Genomic DNA, 18,307 nt, shown 5'->3' on the forward strand with positions numbered 1-18,307 from the left:
TGGTTCGGCGTGACACTGCGGTGCGGAACTAAACAGCCAGGGTCGGCGATGCGGATGCCGCTGCACGGGCCGCCGCCGGGAGCGCGGCGAGGATGCGGCCGATCGCCTCATCGTCGTGAGCAGCCGACACGAACCACGCCTCGAACACCGAGGGCGGAAGCGAAACCCCCGAGTCGAGCATCGAGTGGAAGAACGCCGGATACCGGAACGCGTCTTGCCTCTGAACGTCGGCGTAGCTGCGCGGGGCACCTCCAGCCGACGGCGAGTAGTCGCCGAACACGAAGCTGAAGAGGTTTCCGGCGCGCTGCACCGCGTGCGCGACGCCCACGTCGGCCAGCGCCTCAGACACGGATGCGCTCAGCAGCTCGGCCGTGGTGTCGAGGTGCGCGTAGACAGATGCGTCGGCCAGCGTCAGCGTGGCGATGCCGGCGGCAACGGCCACCGGGTTTCCCGACAGGGTTCCCGCCTGGTAGACCGGCCCGAGGGGCGCGAGGAAGTCCATGACATCGGCCCGTCCGCCGAGTGCCGCCAGGGGCATTCCGCCGCCGATGATCTTGCCGTACGTCACGATGTCGGGGACGTATGACTGGGACACCGCGGCATCCGACCCCGCGGCGACCTGCGCCTCGGACTCGAGCGCCCAATAGCCCGCGGGGTGAACCCTGAACCCGGTGAGCACCTCGTCGACGATGAGCAACGCACCGTGCTCGTGGGCGATGGCCGACAGGGCGGCGTTGAATCCGGCATCCGGAGCCACGACGCCCATGTTGGCGGCCGCGGCCTCGGTGATGATCGCGGCGATGCGTCCGGGGTGCAGCGCGAAGGCCTCGCGCACAGCGTCGAGGTCGTTGTAGGGCAGCACCAGGGTGAGCGCGGCGGTCGCCGCGGGCACACCGGCGGATGCGGGCAGCCCCAGCGTGGCGAGACCCGAGCCGGCCTCGGCCAGCAGGGAGTCGGAGTGGCCGTGGTAGTGGCCGGCGAACTTGATGAGCACGTCGCGCCCCGTGAATCCGCGGGCGAGACGGATGGCCGTCATCGTGGCCTCGGTTCCGGTGGAGACGAGGCGGATCTTCTCGATCGGCGAGACTCCACCGCTGGTGACGCGGGCCCGCACGAGTTCGGCGAGCTCGGTCTCACCGGGGGTCGAGGCACCGAACGAGAGGCCGCGACTGGCGGCATCCTGCACGGCCGCGACGACCTCGGGATGCGCGTGGCCGAGAATCGCAGGGCCCCAGCTCGAGACGAGGTCGACGTACTGCGTGCCGTCGGAGTCGGTGACGTAGGCGCCCTTCGCCGAGGTGAGGAAGCGCGGCGTTCCGCCGACGGAGCGGTAGGCGCGCACCGGTGAATTGACGCCGCCGGGAATCGAGATGCGCGCCCTGTCGAAGAGTTCGTCGTTGCGGGTCATGAGGTCAGGCTCCCTGTCGGAGGGTCGTGGCGAGCTCGGTCGCCCAGTAGGTGAGAACGGTGTCGCCGCCGGCCCGCTTGATGCTGAGAACAGACTCGAGAATCGCGCGGTCGCGGTCGATCCAGCCGTTGGCGGCAGCGGCCTCGATCATGGCGTACTCCCCCGAGACCTGATAGGCCCAGACGGGAACCGGTGACCAGGCGGAGACATCGGCGAGCACGTCGAGGTAACTGCCGGCGGGCTTCACCATGACGATGTCAGCGCCCTCCTCCACATCGAGCTGCGCCTCGCGCAGGCCCTCGCGGCGGTTGGCGGGATCGAGCTGGTAGCTGCGCCGGTTGCCGGTGAGGGTCGACTCGACGGCCTCGCGGAATGGTCCGTAATAGGCACTGGCGTACTTGGCCGAGTAGGCGAGCACGGCAACGTCGCTGCGTCCGGCGCCGTCGAGGGCGTCGCGCACAGCGGCGACCTGACCGTCCATCATGCCCGAGAGACCGAGCAGGGCCGAACCCGCGTCGGCCTGCGCCAGCGCCATGTCGCGATATCTCAAGAGTGTGGCGTCGTTGTCGACCCGGCCATCGGCACCCAGAACCCCGCAGTGGCCGTGGTCGGTGAACTCGTCGAGGCACAGGTCGGTCTGCACGACCAGCTCGTCGCCGACCTCGGATGCGATCACGCGGGTGGCCTGGTTCAGGATGCCGTCGGGGTCGGTCGCGCCGGTGCCGGTGGCGTCGCGGTGCTCGGGAACGCCGAAGAGCATGACTCCCCCGATTCCGGCGGCGGCGGCCTCGGCGACCACGCCCCGGACGGAGTCGAGCGTGTGCTGCACGACGCCGGGCATGGAGTTCAGCGGGCGAGGCTCGGAGCCTTCGCGAACGAAGAGGGGCAGCACGAGGTCGGCGGGGTGGAGCCGGGTCTCGGCCACCTGTCGACGAAGGGCGGGGGTGGCGCGAAGACGGCGCGCACGCACGACGGGAAAGCCGGAGGTCATGGGTTCCAGCTTATCCGCGTGCGCTGGACGGGAGCCGGGGTGCATGTGCATCCGGCATCCGGCCAACCCTCACGCCACGATCGCGTCGAGGCTCTCGGAGTCGGCGCCGTCTGCACTGTTGTCGAAAAGCACGTGATGGGCGCCCCGCCATGAGCAGTCGGCCGCCTGCGCCGTGGCCCAGAACTCGTCCCAGTTCGCGAGCTTCCAGGCATCGCGCTCGTATCCTCGGTCGACGACGCGGTCTTTGACGCGAACACCATCGACGGTCACGTGCACGACGACGATCTCCACGTCGTCGGGCCACGCGTTCTCCCCCGCCGCCCGCTCGAGAAAGTCGGCCTGGGGAAAGTACCGCACGAACGGAGCGTCGAGCACCACACTGTTGCCCAGGCGAAGATTGTCGCCCGCCAGCCGGAGCAGGGTGCGGTACTCGAGATCCATCACCACACGCTGGTAGTACTCGTTGTTGTCTCGCTCGTTCTTGTCGCCTCCGGCCGCCTCGATGAGCGCCTCGGTGAACAGCGTGGCGACGCTGTCTTTGTCGAGATAGGCGGCATGGATGCGGCGGGCGATGCGGGTACTCACGGTCGACTTGCCCGAGCCGGCAGGCCCGATGACGAAGTACAGCCTGACGGTCATAGCTTCCTCCTCCCTAGTGGGACGGTACCGAATCCACCGGCTCAGACGCAGGCTCGGGACGCTCCTTCACGAAGAATCCATAGGAGAGCGCTCCGACGAGCAGCAGGATGCCACCGATGAGGAAGACCAGGGTGTAGCTGCCGCCGGTTGCGGTGAGCACCGCTCCGGTGACGACCGGCGCCACAGCCGCGCCGATGAAGCCGCCGAAGTTCTGGATGGCGCCGAGCGATGCGACCTGGTTCGACGGGGCGATGTCCGAGGCGAGCGTCCACAAGCACCCGATGGGCACCTGCGATGCGAAGTAGCCGACCGAGAGAAGAACGATCGCGAGCGGAGTGCTGTCGACGTAGGCCACAGGCAGCACCGCGGCGGCAGCGAGGAGCGCCCCGCCGACGATCGGGATCTTACGGGCGAGCACGGTGCCCACGCCTCTCTTGACGAGCTTGCTCGACAGCCATCCGCCGAAGACGACGCCGATGATTCCGCAGAGGAACGGCAGCGAGGCGAGCCATCCGCTGTCGGAGAGGCTGAAGCCGCGCGCGGTCTGCAGGTAGCTCGGCAGCCAGGTGAGGTAGACCCAGACGGTGTAGAAGATGCCGAAGGCGCCGAGAATCATGAACCAGGTGTTGCGGTACTTGAACAGTTGACCCCAGCCGACCTTCTCGACCGATGCGATGGCCTTGGCCTGAGCTTCGGCGCCCTTGATCATCGCCTGTTCTTTGAGCGTCGGGTCGCGGTAGATGCGCAGCCAGACGAGGGCGATGACGACCCCGAGCACACCGACGATGACGAACATTCCCCGCCAACTCATGGTCAGCAGCAAGAAGGTGAGCAGAGGCGGGGCGATGGCGTTGGCGATCTGCGAGCCCGTGTTGACGAGCGAGACAGGCAGCGCCCGCTCACTCTTGTTGAACCAGCGCTCGTTGACCTTGAGCGCCGAGGTGAAGAACGGAGACTCGGCGATGCCGAGGGCGACGCGGGCGGCGTAGAGGAAGCCGAACGAATTGGCGGCCGCGCTGACGATTGATACGAGCGACCACGCACCGGCCGCAAACGCGAACATCTTCTTGGGCCCGAACTTGTCGACGAGATAGCCGGCGGGCAGGTTCGCGATGGCATAGGGCCAGGAGAAGGCGGACAGCAGCAGACCCATCTGGAAGGCGTCGAGGCCGAACTCACCCGCGATGGTGGTGTTCGCGACGCTCAGTGTGCTGCGGTCGAGGTAGTTGACCACACCTCCCAGCACCAGAAAGCCCACGAGGAACCACCGGATCCGCACGCTCTTCTTCTGCTGGGCGTTGAGGATCGGCGCCTCTGTTGTTGTTCGACTCATTGCGGTTCACTCCTTTGTGTTCTTCATCGACGACGAGCGGCGACGCGGTGATGGTGCTGCTGCTGCGCTGTGGTGCGGATGCGACGGGTACGGCCGCGGAGCTAACTCCGCGCTTCAGAGATGGCTGAGAGGAAGGTCTCGGCCGCGCGCGTCACGCGACGGTAGTCGCCATCCACCCGGGCCGCCTTGGTGATGTAGCTGCCCACGCCTACGCCGACCACGCCCGCGTCGAACCACGACTTGACGTTCTCGGGTGTGGCCCCGCCCGCCGGAAGGATGGGGGCCTGGGGCAGCGGCGCGAGCACCGTCTTGACGTAGTCGGGGCCGATCACGTCGGTCGGGAACAGCTTGACGATGTCGGCTCCGGCCTCCATGGTGGCCACGATCTCGGTGGGCGTGTAGGCACCGCTGACGGTGACCGCCTGGTATCTGTTCGCCGTGGCGATCATGGCCGGGTTCAGATTGGGGCTGACCAGCATGCGGGCACCCGCCTGAATGCTGGCGAATGCCGCCTCGGAGTCGAGAACGGTTCCCGCTCCGACGACGATGCCCTGGTCGGCGAACTCGGTCGAGAGAGTGCGAATGACGTCGAGAGCCCCCGGCACCGAGAGGGTGATCTCGAGGGCACGGATGCCTCCGGCTACCGCCGCACGCGAGACCTCAAGCGCCTCCTCGCCGCTGTCGAGACGAACGATCAGGATGGCGCCGGTGCTGTTGATGCGGTCAAGGACGTCGAATTTCTTTAACATATCGACTCATGCTAACCCAAATATTCACGAATCATCACAAACTTCGTCAGCGAGATTGCGCTCGGCGTCAGAGCTAGGCTGGCGGGGATGTCTTCCACCTCCCCTCTCATCCCGGAACAGCGCCATCAGGAGGTGCTCCGCCTACTGCGGAGCGCCGGCGTCCTGAGCATCCGGCATCTCGCCGAGCTCCTCGGCGTCTCGCACATGACCGTGCGACGGGATATCGCAGCGCTGGAGGAGAGCGGCCAGGTCGCATCCGTTCAAGGCGGGGTGCGCCTCAGCGAGTGGACGTCGAGGGAACTCCCTCGCGAGCGAGGCTCGCGCGCCATGCTCGAGCTTCCCCGCAAACGGGCGATCGCCGAGCTCGCGGCAGGGCTTGTGCGCGACAGGATGGTGGTTTTCCTCGATGCGGGCACGACGTGCGAGGCGGTCGTGCCTTTTATCGCGACCCGACAAGGGCTGACCGTCGTCACCAATGACTTCTTCGTGGTCACGACGCTGTTCGATTATCCGGGGATCGAGACCATCCACACGGGCGGAGCCGTGGATATCTCAAGTGGATCATCGAGCGGCCCCCTCGCCGCCGCAACCGTCGGAGCAGTGAGCATCGACCTCGCCTTCCTCAGCACCGGCGCGTGGGATCTTGCGCACGGACTCACTACGCCCACCACCGAGAAGGTCTCGCTCAAGCGCGCTGCGATGGATGCCGCATCCACCTGCGTACTCCTGGCTGACAGCACGAAGTTCGGCACCTTCGACCGGTTCAAGGTCGCGCCGCTCGACGCCATCGACGTGATCATCACAGACGCCGAGCTCAGCGACGACGGGCGCTCTGCCGTCACCGAGCTCGGCGTCGATCTGCGACTCGCATCGATCTGACCGCGCGGCTACCCGACCAGCGCGGGCGCGCTACTCGTCGTCTGCCTTGACGATTGCACGAATCTGCATTGTGTGTCACTCTTTGTCTTATCTACCTAATACAAAGGTCGAACACAAAAGAGGTCATCATGGACTGGTCGTTCCTGGTCAGCACTATCCCATTCGTCGCCATCTCTACGTGGATTGTTCTCGGCGTTGGGCTCGGCCTCGGCCTGCTCCTGTTCTTGCTTGCACCCTCGTTCTCGAAGACGAGAGACAGGCACGTGAGGTTCTGGAGAGTTTGGCGACTGCGAGGCCTCGGCCTCGGCCTGGCCTGCGGCACTCTGTTCGGTTCGCTCTTCGTCTTCTTCGTCGGCGCCGACAGGGGCTCGCCTGCGACCGGCTTCATCGTGCTGCCCGCCGTCGCCGGCGCCCTGGTCGGGCAAGCCGCCGCAGGCACCATCGCCGGCGCCAAGGGGCGCGAACAGATCACTCGGCGAGTTGGACACTCGCGCGCGGTCTCCCTCCGTGACTACGTGTCGTCGCCAGTGCTTTGGGCAGCGCGAGTTCTCGTCGTGGCGGCCGGCATCGCCCTTGTTCTGCAATACGTCATCGCGGCACGAACGACAGCGTACGATTCGTCGACGGTCTACCCGCAGGTCTCTGCCTTCGTTGTCGTGCCCGCGTTGCTGGTTCTGATCCTGACCGAGGTCGGAGCTCGAATCCTCATCACCCGTGCTTCGTCGGCGGAATCCGTTGACGCTCTGCACCGGCAAGATCTTCAGCGAGTTCACATCGTGCGTGACGGTGCGGGTTCCGCCTTGAGCCTCGGAGTACTGGCGTTCATCATCTCCGTGCCTCAGCTCGTAGCGGCGGTCGACCCTCGAGCCGAGGTTCTGCTCATAGCAAGCCCGCCCGTATCCACGTTCATCGCGTACGCGACCGTCGTCTGTGTCACTCTCTCAGTCGTGTTCTCGTTTCGTGCCAGGGTGCTGCCCGCTCAAAAAATTCGGCGCTCAAGCAAGCTGGGAGAAGCATCGCGATGATCGAAGTCGACACTGAGGCCGCAACCCCACCTTTCGAGCAGGTTCGCCTGCAACTTCTTTCCCAGATCCTGAGCGGCGAGCTAGTTGCCGGAGTGAGGCTTCCTACGGTCCGCAGACTGGCCGGCGACCTAGGACTTGCCGTCAATACTGTCGCACGCGCATACAAGGAGCTTGAAGAAGCTGGTCTCGTTCTCACACGTGGCCGCGCCGGCACGTTTGTCGCGGCTAACGGAGACAGTGTTCGACAAGAGGCACAGGCGGCCGCCCTCGAGTTCGCCACTCGCATGAAGCGACTAGGTATCAATCGCAGCAACGCTATCGCCCTCATCGAGGCGTCGCTCGGAAACGAGATCACAGCCCACTGATCGGGGTGGGCGGGTCTCGATCTGATCAAGCGGCCTACGCGACCAGCGCGGGCGCGCTACTCGTCGTCTGCCTTGGCCGCCTTGGCCATTTCGACGATCGCGTCGATCAACGACACGGCACTGCGCTCCTTGGCAACGAGGTCGACACGCACGCCGTAGGCCTCTGCGTCGCGAGCGGTCTGCGGGCCGATCGCGGCCACGATCATGGTCTCTGGCAGAGGGCCGAGCTGCAGCTGGATCTGCTCGGCGACGCTTCCCGAGGTGACGAGCACCGCCTTGAAGGCTCCCGCCTGAATGTCTCGAACGATGGCCTCGTCGACGGGAACGCCGATGGTTCTGTAAGCCACGACCGATTCGACCGTGTGACCCCGGGCGATGAGCCCCTCGGTCAGAACGGGCTTGGCGATGTCGCTGCGCAGCGTGAGGATGCGCAACTCCGCTCCGTACTGCTCGAACTGCGCGAGCTCGCGCAGCAGACCCTTTGCCGAGTTGTCCTCCGGCGGAACGAGGTCGACCTGGTAGCCGGCGGCCGTGAGGGCCGCAGCGGTCGTCTCTCCGACCGCGGCGATGTGCGTCGACGACGGAACAGTCGCCTGATGCGCCGAGAGAACGTCGACGGTGGTGGCGCTCGTGACGGTAAGCCAGTCGAAGGCGCCGGCGGCGAGCGATGCGAGAGTCACTTTCAACGCCTCGGCGTCGTCGGCGGGCGCGAAGTTGATCATGGGAGCGACGACGGGCGTCGCTCCGGCCGCGCGAAGATCGGATGCGACGCCGTGGCCCCACGGGCCGCCTCGCGGCACCAGCACGCGCCATCCGCCGAGCGGACGATTGCTCCAGGGCGTCATCATGCAGCCCCTCCGAGCGGCGCAAGCTCTGCCGCCCCATCTTCGAGCAGCTGCGCGGCGACCGCTGCGCCGAGCGCCTCAGCCACCACACCGTCGTCGATACCGGTGAGAGTTGCGCGGCGGGTGCATCCGAGCTCGGCCTCGCCAGACGGGTCGTAGACCACAGCGGTGAGAACAAGCAGATCGCCGTCGAGCGTCGCGTGCGCGCCGATCGGCGCGGCGCATCCGGCTTCGAGGGTGGCGAGAACAGATCGTTCGGCTCGAACAGCGGTGCGTGTCTGCCCGTGTTCGATGCTCAACAGCTCAGTGATGTCGTCTCCTTCTCGCGCCTCGATGGCGAGAGCGCCTTGGCCGGGCGCGGTCGGCCACAGCTCAAGATCAAAGAACTCCGACGCCTCCGCCAGCCGACCCAATCGTTCGAGCCCGGCTGCAGCCAACACGACGCCGTGAAGGTCTTCCCGTTCAACCGATCGTAGTCGTGTGTCGACATTCCCTCGAATATCTACGACCTCTAGATCAGGACGAAGTGATAACAATTGGGCACGGCGACGCGGAGAACCGGTTCCCACGCGGGCACCCTCGGGAAGATCGGCGAGCGAGACCCCATCTTTCGTGCAGAGAACATCGCGCGCATCCTCCCGCTCGGGAACCCCGCCGATCACGAGACCGGGGTAGGCCGCCGTGGGCAGGTCTTTGAGCGAGTGCACGATGATGTCGACCTCGCCGCGCACCAGAGCTTCGCGCAAAGCACTCGCGAACACGCCCGTTCCACCCAGAGATGCCAGCGATTCGCGCGACGTATCACCCTCTGTCTTGATGATCACGAGCTCGGTCGGCACGCCCGTCGCAGCGGTGATCTGGTCGGCGACCATGCCGGTCTGGGCGCGAGCGAGCGCGCTACCACGGGTGGCGATACGAAGTGTTCGGGTCACAACAGAAGAGCTTTCAGAATGGAGCGAGGAGGCTAGGGAGCGAGCCCGGAAATAGCGGGCTTGAACCCCAAGCGTACGTTCTCGCAGCAACCCGGGCGGCACACGTCGTACCAGGGGCCGAGCTTCGTCACTGCAGGGCGCTCAGCCGCGGGCGTTGCGTTCACCCGCTCGAGAACGAGATCGACGAGTCCCGATACATAGGCCGGGTGGATGCCCGGGGTCGGCACCCGCACGGCCGCGAGGCCGGCTTCGGAGGCCGAAGTCAGAGCCTCGTTGTCGAGATCCCACTTCACCTCCATGTGGTCGCTGACGAAACCGAGGGGCACGATGATGACCGCCCGGATGCCGCGGGCCGGCAATTCGGCGATCGCATCGTTGATGTCGGGCTCGAGCCACGGCATCGAGGGCGGGCCGCTGCGCGACTGGAACACGAGCTGCCACGGCGCGCTGGACTCCGCTGCGAGCATCACGGCCTCGGCCACCGCGAGGTGCTGGGCCTTGTATGCGCCACCCTCGCCGAAGCCACGGGCCTCGGGGCCGGAGCGGGCGGCATCCGTCGACGGAATCGAGTGCGTCGAGAACAGAACCTCGACCTCGGTCTCGAGGTTGAGGTCGGGCTGTTCTGCCGAGAGCGAGACGAACGCCTCGCGCACGCCCTCGATGAACGGCTCGACGAAGCCGGGGTGGTCGAAGAACTGGCGAACCTTGTCGATCTCGAGCTCGTCGCCGAGGCCCGTCTCTTCAAGGGCGATCGCGAAGTCCTCGCGGTACTGGCGGCAGCTCGAGTACGAGCTGTAGGCGCTGGTGGCGATGGCGATCAGCTTCTTGTGACCCGCGGCGGATGCCTCGCGCAGCGCGTCGGCGAGGTACGGATCCCAGTTGCGGTTGCCCCAGATGACGGGCAGGTTCAGGCCACGGCGGTCGACCTCGGCCTGCAGAGCAATCTGCAGGGCACGGTTCTGCGCGTTGATCGGGCTGATGCCGTCGAAGGCACGGTAATGGTGGGCAACCTCTTCGAGCCGCTCCTCGGGGATGCCGCGGCCCCGCGTGACGTTGCGGAGAAAGGGGATGACGTCGTCTTGCCCTTCCGGTCCGCCGAACGAGGCCAGCAGAATGGCGTCGTACTGGGTGGGCTCGGTCACATGCTCGGGGCCCTCGGCCGCTGCCGACGTCGCGTTGAGAACCAGCTCGCTCACTGCAGCACCTCGATGAGCTCGGCCGTGGTGATTCGGCGACCGGTGTAGAACGGCACCTCCTCGCGCACGTGCCGACGGGCATCCGTCTGGCGCAGATCGCGCATGAGGTCGACCAGATTCAGCAGGTTGTCGTCTTCGAGGCCGAGGATCCACTCGTAGTCACCGAGGGCGAACGAGGCCACCGTGTTGGCGAGAACACTGGTGAACTGGCTGCCCTTTCGTCCGTGCTCGCCGAGCATGGCGCGACGCTCCTCGTCGGGCAGCAGGTACCACTCGTAGCTGCGCACGAACGGATACACGGTGAGCCACGCGGCCGGCTCCTTGCCACGCATGAACGCGGGCAGGTGATTCGCGCTGAACTCGGCGGCGCGGTGCACACCCAGGGCGTTCCACGTGGGAAGCAGGGGCTCGATGAGCCCTGTGCGACGCAGCTCGCGGAGCGCCCACTGAAGCGTCTCGGGAACGGCACCGTGCAGCCAGAACATAACATCGGCATCCGCGCGAAGGCCCGACACATCGTAGAGTCCTCGCACGACGACGCCCTCGGCCTCGACGATCGCGATGGCGTCGTCGAGCTGGCCGACGGCATTCGCCACGTCGTGTCCGTCGAGTGCGGTCGGGCGGGCGGGATTGCGTCGGAAGACAGCCCACAGGGTGTAGCCGATGACCTCTTCGGCGGGCGCTGTCGTCTGATCGACTGTCGGGTCAGTCATGATTCCTCATTCACTTGCTCGGCTCAGTCGCCGTTCGGATGATGTGCGCCGCCCGACGGACGACGGTGATGGATGCGCGACGCGTCAGCGTCGGGAGATGAGCCGCACGGCGAGGAAGACTGCCCCGCCCACGGCGACCGCGAGGCCGCCGATTCCCGCGGCCAGGGCCACGGGGTTTTCGTCGCGCAGCACGCGGATCTTGTTCGAGATGTCTGCCGCGGCGAGCTTGGCCTGCTTCGGCACGTTGAGCTTGTACTCGATGGCATCGAGGTTGGCGGCCAGCGCCTCGCGGTTCTTGACGATGTCGGCGGCGAGCTCTGCCGAGCTGCGCTGCGGAGCCTCCGGCTTGCCGTCGCCCTGCAGAGCGGTCTTCGCCATCTGAGTCGTCGCGCGAATGGCGGCGGCGTCGACGGGTGCGTCTTTTCGGTCACTGCTCATCGGCCGAGTCCTTTGATCGCGTTGACGTCTTTTTTGAGGCTGTCGACCGAGTTCTCGGGAACCGGGGGAATGCCTTTCTTGATCGAGCGCACACCCACCAGCACGAGAATCGCGACGATGACCAGCAGCGCACCGGCCACGATCAAGGCTGCCGCCCAGGGCTGGAAGACCGTTGCGAGGCCAAGCACCGCGGCGGCGATGAGCACCGCGAGTGCGAAGAAGCCGAGAAGAGCGGCCACGACGAACAGCGCCGCGCCGACTCCCAGCTTCGCGAGGCGCGAGGTGATCTCGCGCTTCAGGCCCTCGATCTCGTCTTTGACGAGTTTCGTGAGCAGGCCGGGAAGCTCTCCGAGAAGTTCGCCGAGCGACTTCTTTCGAGCCGGGTTGGGAATGTTCGTCACGACGGGCCTACTCGTCGTCTGCCGTGGCAGGAGCCGGCGTCGCCGACTTCATCGTCGAGGTCTTCGAGGTAGATGCCTTGGCGGTGGACGTCTTCTTCGCCGGACCGGCGGTCTTCGAGCCGGTTGGCTTCGAGGGGGTGTCGTCGAGGTGAAGCAGCGAGCGCACGGCCTTCTTGGTCGCGTTGCCCGCCTTCAGCTGCACGGTGTCGACGCGTTGACCGGTGAATTCCTTCACGGCGCCGGCTACCTGCTGCACGGGAGCGAGGTTCCACACCTTCTCAGCGCCCGACTTGATCTGCTCGTACCGCGGCCTGCCGGCCCGCGAGCCGAGAACGTAACCTGTGGCCAGTCCGACCACCAAAATCAACTTGCCGCGCATAACGACTCCGATCCATAGAGAGTTGGCGTGAGCTATAAGCGTAGACCTTGCTGCCTGTGCGGCGAACGGGATCCCTTTCCCACTGCGGGTGTGTTAGACGCGAGGTGCGAGCCGGGCTTGCTCACTGCGGTGCGGGTGTTGCCCAGGGCGACGGATGTTGCTGGGCGACCGGCAACATCCGTCGCCCAGGGCACCATTCGCCACCGCGCCGGCTTCTATGCTGGCGCTATGGACGGACTTCTGTCGGGCGGCAACATGAACGTGGTGGAGCGGAGTGGCGACACGGTTCTTCGGCAGGCCGGGCCCTGGACTCCCACCGTGCACCGATACCTCGACTACCTCTCCCTAGCAGGAATCGACTGGGCTCCGCGCCCGCTCGGCATCGAGGGCGAGCGCGAGCGGCTCTCGTTCATCGAGGGCGATGTGCCGCTGTATCCGCTTCCGGAGTGGGTGTGGAGCGACTCCCTGCTCACCGAATGCGCCGGCAGGCTGCGCGAGCTGCACGACGCCAGCATCGGCTTCGGTCTCGACGATGCTGTCTGGCAGTCGCTCAGCAAGGTGCCGGCCGAGGTGATCTGCCACAACGACTTCTCTCCGCACAACCTCGCCTTTTCTGACGGGCACTTCGTGGGCGCGATCGACTTCGACATGTGCTCGCCCGGCCCGCGCCTGTGGGACATCGCCTACCTCGCGACCCGCATCGTGCCGCTGACCGCGTCGACACCCGACGGTGCGCCCAGCATGCAGGAGGCACGGCGGCGGGTGGGCATCATCCTCGAGGCGTACGGCTCCGACGCGAGTTGGGATGACGTGCTTCGCGTAGCGATCATCCGGCTCGTCGATCTAGCGCAGATGTCGATCGAGAAGGCCGACGAGCTGTCGAAGCCGCACCTTCGCGACGAGGCCGCGTACTACGAGTCGGAGGCGCGGTACCTGCGTGAGGTGCGACGGGCCGGCTGAGACCGGTCCTCCCCCGGCTCGGCCGCTCGGTCAGAGCGCGGCTGTGCGCAGCTCGTAGGCGAAATCGGATGCCGCGGTTCGCGACTGCGCGACCGTCGCGGCCAGACCGGTGCCCGCCATCCAGGCACCGACGACCAGAAGCCCGGGCACGGCATCCGCCTGCGAGCGCAACGCCTCGACTCGGGCGCGGTGGCCGACCGTGGCGAAGGCGAGGGAGTCGTTCCAGCGAGTGAGGTCGAAGCCGCGCACCGACGAGGCGTCGAGCGTGAGACCCAGCAGCGCCGAGGCATCCGACATTGCCTGGGCCTGGGTCGGCGGCGGGGCGACGCCGTCGAGGTCGTAGGAGAGGCGCAGTACGTGGCGGCCGGGGCCGGCGGCCTCGGCCAGCCAGTTCCACTTGGCCGTCGCGTGGGTCAGCGCCTTGGCCTGGATGCCGGGCACCCCGGTGGCCACGAGCACTCCCGTTCCGCGCGGGGCGGCGTCGAGTCTGGCGTCGTCAACCACGAGGGTGGCGAGCTCGACCGAGGCGGGCTCGGGCCATGCCTCGGGGGCTCCCGTGTCGATGCCCAGCCCGCCGAGCAGTGCGAGCCCTGTGCGGAACGAGGTGGCCACGACGACAGCTCGCGACGTGATCTCGACAGGATCGGACTCGTCGTCGACGGCTGCGGTGGTGGTGACCCAGCGGCCGCCGGTCGACTCAGGGAGCGGGCCCGTGCCCCGCACAGCGGTGGACATCCGGAACTCGACGCCGAACTTCGTGCAGTCGGCGACCAGTGCCTCGACCAGCCGGAACATTCCGCCGTCGATACCGCCCACCGCCGATCCGGCCTTCACCTTCGTGCCGCGCTCCTCGAGCAGAGCGAGCACCGCTCCTGAGAGCGAGCCCTGGCTGGTCATGGCCTTCGTGAGCCCGGGGGCGACGGCGTGCACGTCGATGACGGTGGGCGAGGCCGAGTGGACTCCAGCGACGATCGGTGTCACCAGGCGGTCAAGCACTGCCTTGCCCATGCGGCGGCGAACGATGCCGCCAAGATCTGTCTCGGGTCGCACGCGCAGGAGGGGAATGTACCGGTCGAGCTGTGCCCGCAACGCGCCCTTCCAGCCGAGGATGCGGCGCACGTCGTCGGCGAGCGGAGCTCCGGGGATTCCGAGGAGGCTCAGCTTCGGCAGCGGAGCCGCGCCGTCTGGCAGCTGAACCCAGGCGCCGCGCGGGTTCGGAGTGACGATGTCGTCGCCCAGGCCGAGATCGGCGATCAGCGCGGCCACCGGTCCAGGCTTGCCCTTCTCGCCGCCGCGCACCGCGAAGCTCTCGGCCCCGCTGTCGAGCCGGATGCCGCCGACCTCGTGCGTGGCGACGAAACCGCCCGGCGTCTCGGCCGCGTCGATCACGACGACCCGAAGTCCCTTGCGGACGCACTCTCTGGCGGAGACAAGCCCGGCAACGCCTGCCCCGATGACGACGACGTCAAAGTCGACGGAGTCTTCTACCGAATCGGGGGTGTGCTCGTCGCTATTGAACGAGGCAGTCATCGTGAGTGCACAAGTTCGACGATGCGGGTGAGTACGTCGGGGTCGGTCTCGGGCGGAACCCCGTGGCCCAGGTTGAGAACGTGGGCGGGAGCGGCTTTTCCGCTCTCGAGAACGTCGAGCACATGCCTCTCGAGAACAGGCCACGGCGCAGCCAGCAGCGCGGGGTCGACATTGCCCTGCAACGGAACTCCCCCGCCGAGACGACGACTTGCCTCGGCCAGAGGGATGCGCCAGTCGACTCCCATGACGTCGGCGCCGATGTCGCGCATGGCTGAGAGCACCTCACCGCTGCCTACACCGAAATGCACCGTGGGAACACCGAGGTCGGCCACGGCGGAGAGCGCCTTCGCCGAGTGCCGCTGCACGTGAGCCGTGTAGTCGGCGAGCGACAACGATCCCACCCACGAGTCGAACAGCTGCGCCGCCGAGGCGCCCGCGAGCACCTGGGCGCGCAAGAACTGGCCCGTGACCGTGGCGGCCCAATCGAGCAGGCCGGCCCAGGCATCCGGATCGGCGTGCATCAGGGTGCGAGCCATCAGGTGGTCTTTCGACGGGCCACCCTCGACGAGGTATGCGGCGAGCGTGAAGGGGGCGCCGGCGAATCCGATGAGCGGGGTGGTGCCGAGCTGGGCGACAGTGCGGGCGACGCCTGCCGCGACGGGCGCGAGGGCGGAGGGGTCGAGCGCGGGCAGCGCGGCCACGTCGGCGGCGGTGCGTACAGGCTTGCCGAGAACAGGCCCGCGGCCCGGAACGATGTCGACATCGACGCCGGCCAGCTTGAGGGGAATGACGATGTCGCTGAAGAAGATGCCCGCGTCGACGCCGTGCCGACGAACCGGCTGCAGGGTGATCTCGCTCGAGAGCTCGGGGTCGAGGCACGCGTCGAGCATCTGCGTGCCCACGCGCAGCTCGCGGTACTCGGGCAGCGAGCGGCCGGCCTGCCGCATGAACCACACGGGGGTCACGTCGCCGCGTTGGCCCCGGTAGGTGGTGACGAGAGCGCTGGATGCCGTGCGCCCATCGACCAGAGGATGCTCGGCGGGCAGGGTGGGCACGGTTGTCGAAGTCACCGGGCGATTTTAGCTGCGCTACCTGAGCGGACTTCTACGGGACGTAGACTTGTCTGGTGCTGCTCTGCCTGACTGCGAACCATCGCAACGCCAGCTTCGATCTTCTCGAGAAGCTGTCGATCGGCGCACCCTCCCTCGCCACCTCGCTTGTCACCGAAAGCGACTTCATTCAGGGCGCCGTCGTTCTGGCCACGTGCAACCGTTTCGAGGCCTACCTCGACGTCGACGAACCGCTCACAGCCGCCGCCGCGCTGGCAGCCGAGCAGGCCATCGAGGTGCTGGCCGAGGCATCCGTGGTCGATGTCGACGACGTGCGCAGCACTCTCACCGTTCTCTGCGGAGACACCGTGGCCGAACACCTGTTCTCGGTGTCGAGCGGGCTCGAGTCTGTGGCCATCGGCGAAGACGAGATCGCCGGCCAGGTCCGCCGCGCTCTCACCACCGCCCGTATCGAGCACACCACCTCGAGCGACCTCGAGCGGCTGTTCCAGCGCGCATCGAAGACCTCGCGCGGAGTCAAGACGAAGACGGGTCTCGGCGGAGCAGGCCGCAGCCTCGTACGCCTCGCCCTCGACCTGGCCGAGAGCCGCGTCACCGACTGGGCTGGCACCACCGTTCTCCTCGTGGGCACGGGGCGCTACGCCCGCGCCAGCCTGGCCGCCCTCCGCGACCGCGGCGTCACCAACGTGCGGGTCTACTCGCCCTCGGGCCGCGCCGCGAACTTCGCCGCCTCGCACCAGCTGCAGGCCGTCGCGAAGGCCGAGCTGGTCGAGGCCATTGCGGCATCCGACGTGATCGTCACCTGCAGCACAGCGCCCACCGTCGTTCTCACCGCCGAGCAGCTCGTCGCGGCGGCTGACATCGCAGGTGCCGTGGAGCGCCGCCTCGTGATCGACCTCGGCCTGCCGCGCAACGTCGATCCGGCGGTCGCCACGGTCGCGGGCACCGAACTGCTCGATCTCGAGACCGTCAGTCTGCACGCTCCCCTCGAAGAGCTGAACGCCGAGTCGCACGCCCGCGCGCTTGTCGGCGAGGCCGCGGCCGAGTACCGCGCATCCCGTGCCGAAGCCGAGGTCGCCCCGGCCGTCGTCGCTCTGCGCTCGCACCTCTTCGACCTGCTCGACGCCGAGATCGCGCGGGCACGCTCGCGCGGCGACTCGTCCGACGAGACCGAGCGGGCGCTGCGGCACCTGGTCGGCGTGATCCTGCACACGCCGTCGGTGAGAGCCCGAGAACTCGCACGTACGGGCGGAACCGAGACGGTGTTCGCCGCTGTCGAGGCGTTGTTCGGACTGCAGGCCTCCCCCGCCGCAGCAGCCGACTCCAACTCCGTCGAGGCGATCGTCGCATCGACCCTGCCCCTCACGCACAGCGCACCCGGAGCCTGAGTGAGCGACGAGGTCTTGCTGCGAGTGACGGAACCGCTCCGCACCGAGCGCCTCCTGCTGCGCACGCTCACCGCTGACGACCTCGACGACGTCTTCGCCTATGCGGGGCGCGACGACGTGATCCGCTTTCTGCCGTGGCCGAAGCGCAACCGCGACGAGGTGGCCGAGCACCTGGCACGCAGGCTCAACACCACACTGGCCTCGGACGGCGACGTGATCGTTCTGGGCATGGAGCTGCCGCCATCGCCGGACGACCCGGCCGAGCGCCCGCGCATCATCGGCGACATGACTCTTGTGCTCTCGAGCGTCGAACACCGCCAAGCCACGATCGGCTGGGTACTGAACCCGGAATACCAAGGCAAGGGCTACGCGGCGGAGGCCGCATCCCGAGTGCTGACCCTGGCCTTCGACGATCTCCACTCCCACCGGGTCATCGCCGAGCTCGACCCGCGCAACACGGCGTCGTCTTCGTTGTGCACCCGCCTCGGCATGCGCCTCGAGGCGCACTTCGTGCACAGCGAGATCTTCAAGGGCGAGTGGGGCGACCTCGCCGTCTACGCGATCCTCGACGTGGAGTGGAACGCCCGAAACGCGCTTGATGGCTGAGCTGGCGAAGCTGCCCATGATCCTCGTGGCGGCGGTGGCACTCGTGCGTGATCGGCGCGTTCTTATGGTCACGGCGCGCGGCCGCGAGGTCATCTATATGCCGGGCGGCAAGATCGACGCCGGCGAGACGGCCTTCGATGCAGTCATCCGCGAGGCACGCGAAGAGATCTCGGTCGACCTCGATCCCACGTCTGTGGCCGAGCTCTTCACCGTGACGGTGCAGGCACACGGCGAACCGGATGGTCGGCTCGTCGAGATGCGGGTGTTCGCCGGGTCCACGAATGACGAACCCATCGCATCCGCCGAGGTCGACGCGGTGCACTGGGTGACCACGGCCGACGCCGACCGTTGCCCTCCGGCCGGCCGCGAAACCCTGGCCCGCCTGGCCGCCCTCGACCTGATCGACTAGCCCCGCAGCAGGTCCCCGCGCGGACTGTAGTGCCCGGTGTACAGGCACCGG

Annotated in this window: 21 protein-coding genes; 7 read left to right on the forward strand and 14 right to left on the reverse strand. The window is 67.3% G+C overall.

All coding sequences use genetic code 11. From position 1 onward, the window contains the following. Positions 1–28: 28 nt before the first annotated feature. The 5 genes from hemL to TZ00_RS07970 all read right to left on the reverse strand — a co-directional run bounded on the left by hemL (position 29) and on the right by TZ00_RS07970 (position 5,120). Positions 29–1,408, reverse strand: coding sequence for a glutamate-1-semialdehyde 2,1-aminomutase (gene hemL, locus TZ00_RS07950; protein ID WP_044440710.1), 1,380 nt, complete (start codon positions 1,406–1,408; stop codon positions 29–31). 4 nt (positions 1,409–1,412) lie between these two features. Further along, on the reverse strand, positions 1,413–2,399 hold the full coding sequence (gene hemB / locus TZ00_RS07955; protein WP_044440711.1) for a porphobilinogen synthase: 987 nt from the start codon (positions 2,397–2,399) through the stop codon (positions 1,413–1,415). A 69-nt stretch (positions 2,400–2,468) separates the two neighbouring features. Next, positions 2,469–3,038 (reverse strand): P-loop nucleotide/nucleoside kinase family protein, encoded by a 570-nt coding sequence (locus TZ00_RS07960; protein ID WP_044440712.1) that lies wholly within the window; start codon positions 3,036–3,038, stop codon positions 2,469–2,471. Positions 3,039–3,051: 13 nt separating this feature from the next. Continuing rightward, complete coding sequence (locus TZ00_RS07965) at positions 3,052–4,371, reverse strand: MFS transporter (RefSeq protein ID WP_044440713.1); 1,320 nt, start codon at positions 4,369–4,371, stop codon at positions 3,052–3,054. A 101-nt stretch (positions 4,372–4,472) separates the two neighbouring features. Then, entirely contained in the window at positions 4,473–5,120 is a 648-nt protein-coding gene (locus TZ00_RS07970) for a bifunctional 4-hydroxy-2-oxoglutarate aldolase/2-dehydro-3-deoxy-phosphogluconate aldolase (RefSeq protein ID WP_044440714.1), read from the reverse strand. Positions 5,121–5,207: 87 nt separating this feature from the next. Between TZ00_RS07970 and TZ00_RS07975 the strand changes: the two genes are divergently transcribed. The 3 genes from TZ00_RS07975 (at position 5,208) to TZ00_RS07985 (ending at position 7,389) form a co-directional block, all read left to right on the forward strand. Further along, entirely contained in the window at positions 5,208–5,999 is a 792-nt protein-coding gene (locus tag TZ00_RS07975) for a DeoR/GlpR family DNA-binding transcription regulator (protein WP_044440715.1), read from the forward strand. 128 nt (positions 6,000–6,127) lie between these two features. Then, on the forward strand, positions 6,128–7,024 hold the full coding sequence (locus tag TZ00_RS07980; protein ID WP_044440716.1) for a hypothetical protein: 897 nt from the start codon (positions 6,128–6,130) through the stop codon (positions 7,022–7,024). Then, positions 7,021–7,389, forward strand: coding sequence for a GntR family transcriptional regulator (locus TZ00_RS07985; RefSeq protein ID WP_044440718.1), 369 nt, complete (start codon positions 7,021–7,023; stop codon positions 7,387–7,389). The genes TZ00_RS07980 and TZ00_RS07985 overlap by 4 nt, the downstream gene beginning before the upstream one ends. Before the next feature lie 56 nt (positions 7,390–7,445). Here the strand turns inward: TZ00_RS07985 and TZ00_RS07990 are convergent, their stop codons facing one another. The 7 genes from TZ00_RS07990 to TZ00_RS19640 form a co-directional block, all read right to left on the reverse strand. Continuing rightward, a complete protein-coding gene (locus TZ00_RS07990; protein WP_078715480.1) occupies positions 7,446–8,234 on the reverse strand; it encodes a uroporphyrinogen-III synthase in 789 nt (262 codons plus the stop codon). Then, positions 8,234–9,166, reverse strand: a complete 933-nt coding sequence (gene hemC, locus TZ00_RS07995) for a hydroxymethylbilane synthase (protein WP_044440722.1) — start codon at positions 9,164–9,166, stop codon at positions 8,234–8,236. The genes TZ00_RS07990 and hemC overlap by 1 nt, the downstream gene beginning before the upstream one ends. A gap of 32 nt (positions 9,167–9,198) precedes the next feature. After that, complete coding sequence (locus tag TZ00_RS08000; protein WP_044440724.1) at positions 9,199–10,362, reverse strand: ferrochelatase; 1,164 nt, start codon at positions 10,360–10,362, stop codon at positions 9,199–9,201. After that, positions 10,359–11,075, reverse strand: coding sequence for a hydrogen peroxide-dependent heme synthase (gene hemQ, locus TZ00_RS08005; protein WP_044440726.1), 717 nt, complete (start codon positions 11,073–11,075; stop codon positions 10,359–10,361). The genes TZ00_RS08000 and hemQ overlap by 4 nt, the downstream gene beginning before the upstream one ends. Before the next feature lie 84 nt (positions 11,076–11,159). Further along, the gene (locus TZ00_RS18785) at positions 11,160–11,513 is read right to left on the reverse strand and encodes a DUF3618 domain-containing protein (protein WP_052521397.1); all 354 of its coding nucleotides are present in this window, start codon (positions 11,511–11,513) and stop codon (positions 11,160–11,162) included. Then, entirely contained in the window at positions 11,510–11,914 is a 405-nt protein-coding gene (locus TZ00_RS08015) for a phage holin family protein (RefSeq protein ID WP_052521398.1), read from the reverse strand. Before TZ00_RS08015 ends, TZ00_RS18785 begins: the two co-directional genes overlap by 4 nt. Before the next feature lie 7 nt (positions 11,915–11,921). Continuing rightward, positions 11,922–12,293: a hypothetical protein gene (locus tag TZ00_RS19640; protein WP_044440729.1), complete on the reverse strand. Its 372-nt coding sequence runs from the start codon at positions 12,291–12,293 to the stop codon at positions 11,922–11,924. A gap of 228 nt (positions 12,294–12,521) precedes the next feature. Between TZ00_RS19640 and TZ00_RS08025 the strand changes: the two genes are divergently transcribed. After that, positions 12,522–13,253, forward strand: coding sequence for a phosphotransferase (locus TZ00_RS08025; RefSeq protein WP_044440731.1), 732 nt, complete (start codon positions 12,522–12,524; stop codon positions 13,251–13,253). Positions 13,254–13,283: 30 nt separating this feature from the next. Here the strand turns inward: TZ00_RS08025 and TZ00_RS08030 are convergent, their stop codons facing one another. Both TZ00_RS08030 and hemE read right to left on the reverse strand, forming a co-directional pair. Further along, complete coding sequence (locus TZ00_RS08030; RefSeq protein WP_044440732.1) at positions 13,284–14,783, reverse strand: protoporphyrinogen/coproporphyrinogen oxidase; 1,500 nt, start codon at positions 14,781–14,783, stop codon at positions 13,284–13,286. Next, a complete protein-coding gene (gene hemE / locus TZ00_RS08035; protein ID WP_044440734.1) occupies positions 14,780–15,838 on the reverse strand; it encodes a uroporphyrinogen decarboxylase in 1,059 nt (352 codons plus the stop codon). Before hemE ends, TZ00_RS08030 begins: the two co-directional genes overlap by 4 nt. A gap of 71 nt (positions 15,839–15,909) precedes the next feature. Here hemE and TZ00_RS08040 point away from each other — a divergent pair, with 71 nt between their 5' ends. The 3 genes from TZ00_RS08040 to TZ00_RS08050 are packed head-to-tail and all read left to right on the forward strand — an operon-like array spanning position 15,910 to position 18,256. Then, a complete protein-coding gene (locus TZ00_RS08040; RefSeq protein ID WP_044440736.1) occupies positions 15,910–17,241 on the forward strand; it encodes a glutamyl-tRNA reductase in 1,332 nt (443 codons plus the stop codon). Further along, on the forward strand, positions 17,242–17,847 hold the full coding sequence (locus tag TZ00_RS08045; RefSeq protein WP_052521399.1) for a GNAT family N-acetyltransferase: 606 nt from the start codon (positions 17,242–17,244) through the stop codon (positions 17,845–17,847). Beyond that, a complete protein-coding gene (locus tag TZ00_RS08050) occupies positions 17,840–18,256 on the forward strand; it encodes an NUDIX hydrolase (RefSeq protein WP_044440738.1) in 417 nt (138 codons plus the stop codon). The genes TZ00_RS08045 and TZ00_RS08050 overlap by 8 nt, the downstream gene beginning before the upstream one ends. Positions 18,257–18,307: the final 51 nt, after the last annotated feature.

It is taken from the genome of Agreia bicolorata (assembly GCF_000938265.1).
Taxonomy (GTDB): domain Bacteria; phylum Actinomycetota; class Actinomycetes; order Actinomycetales; family Microbacteriaceae; genus Agreia; species Agreia bicolorata.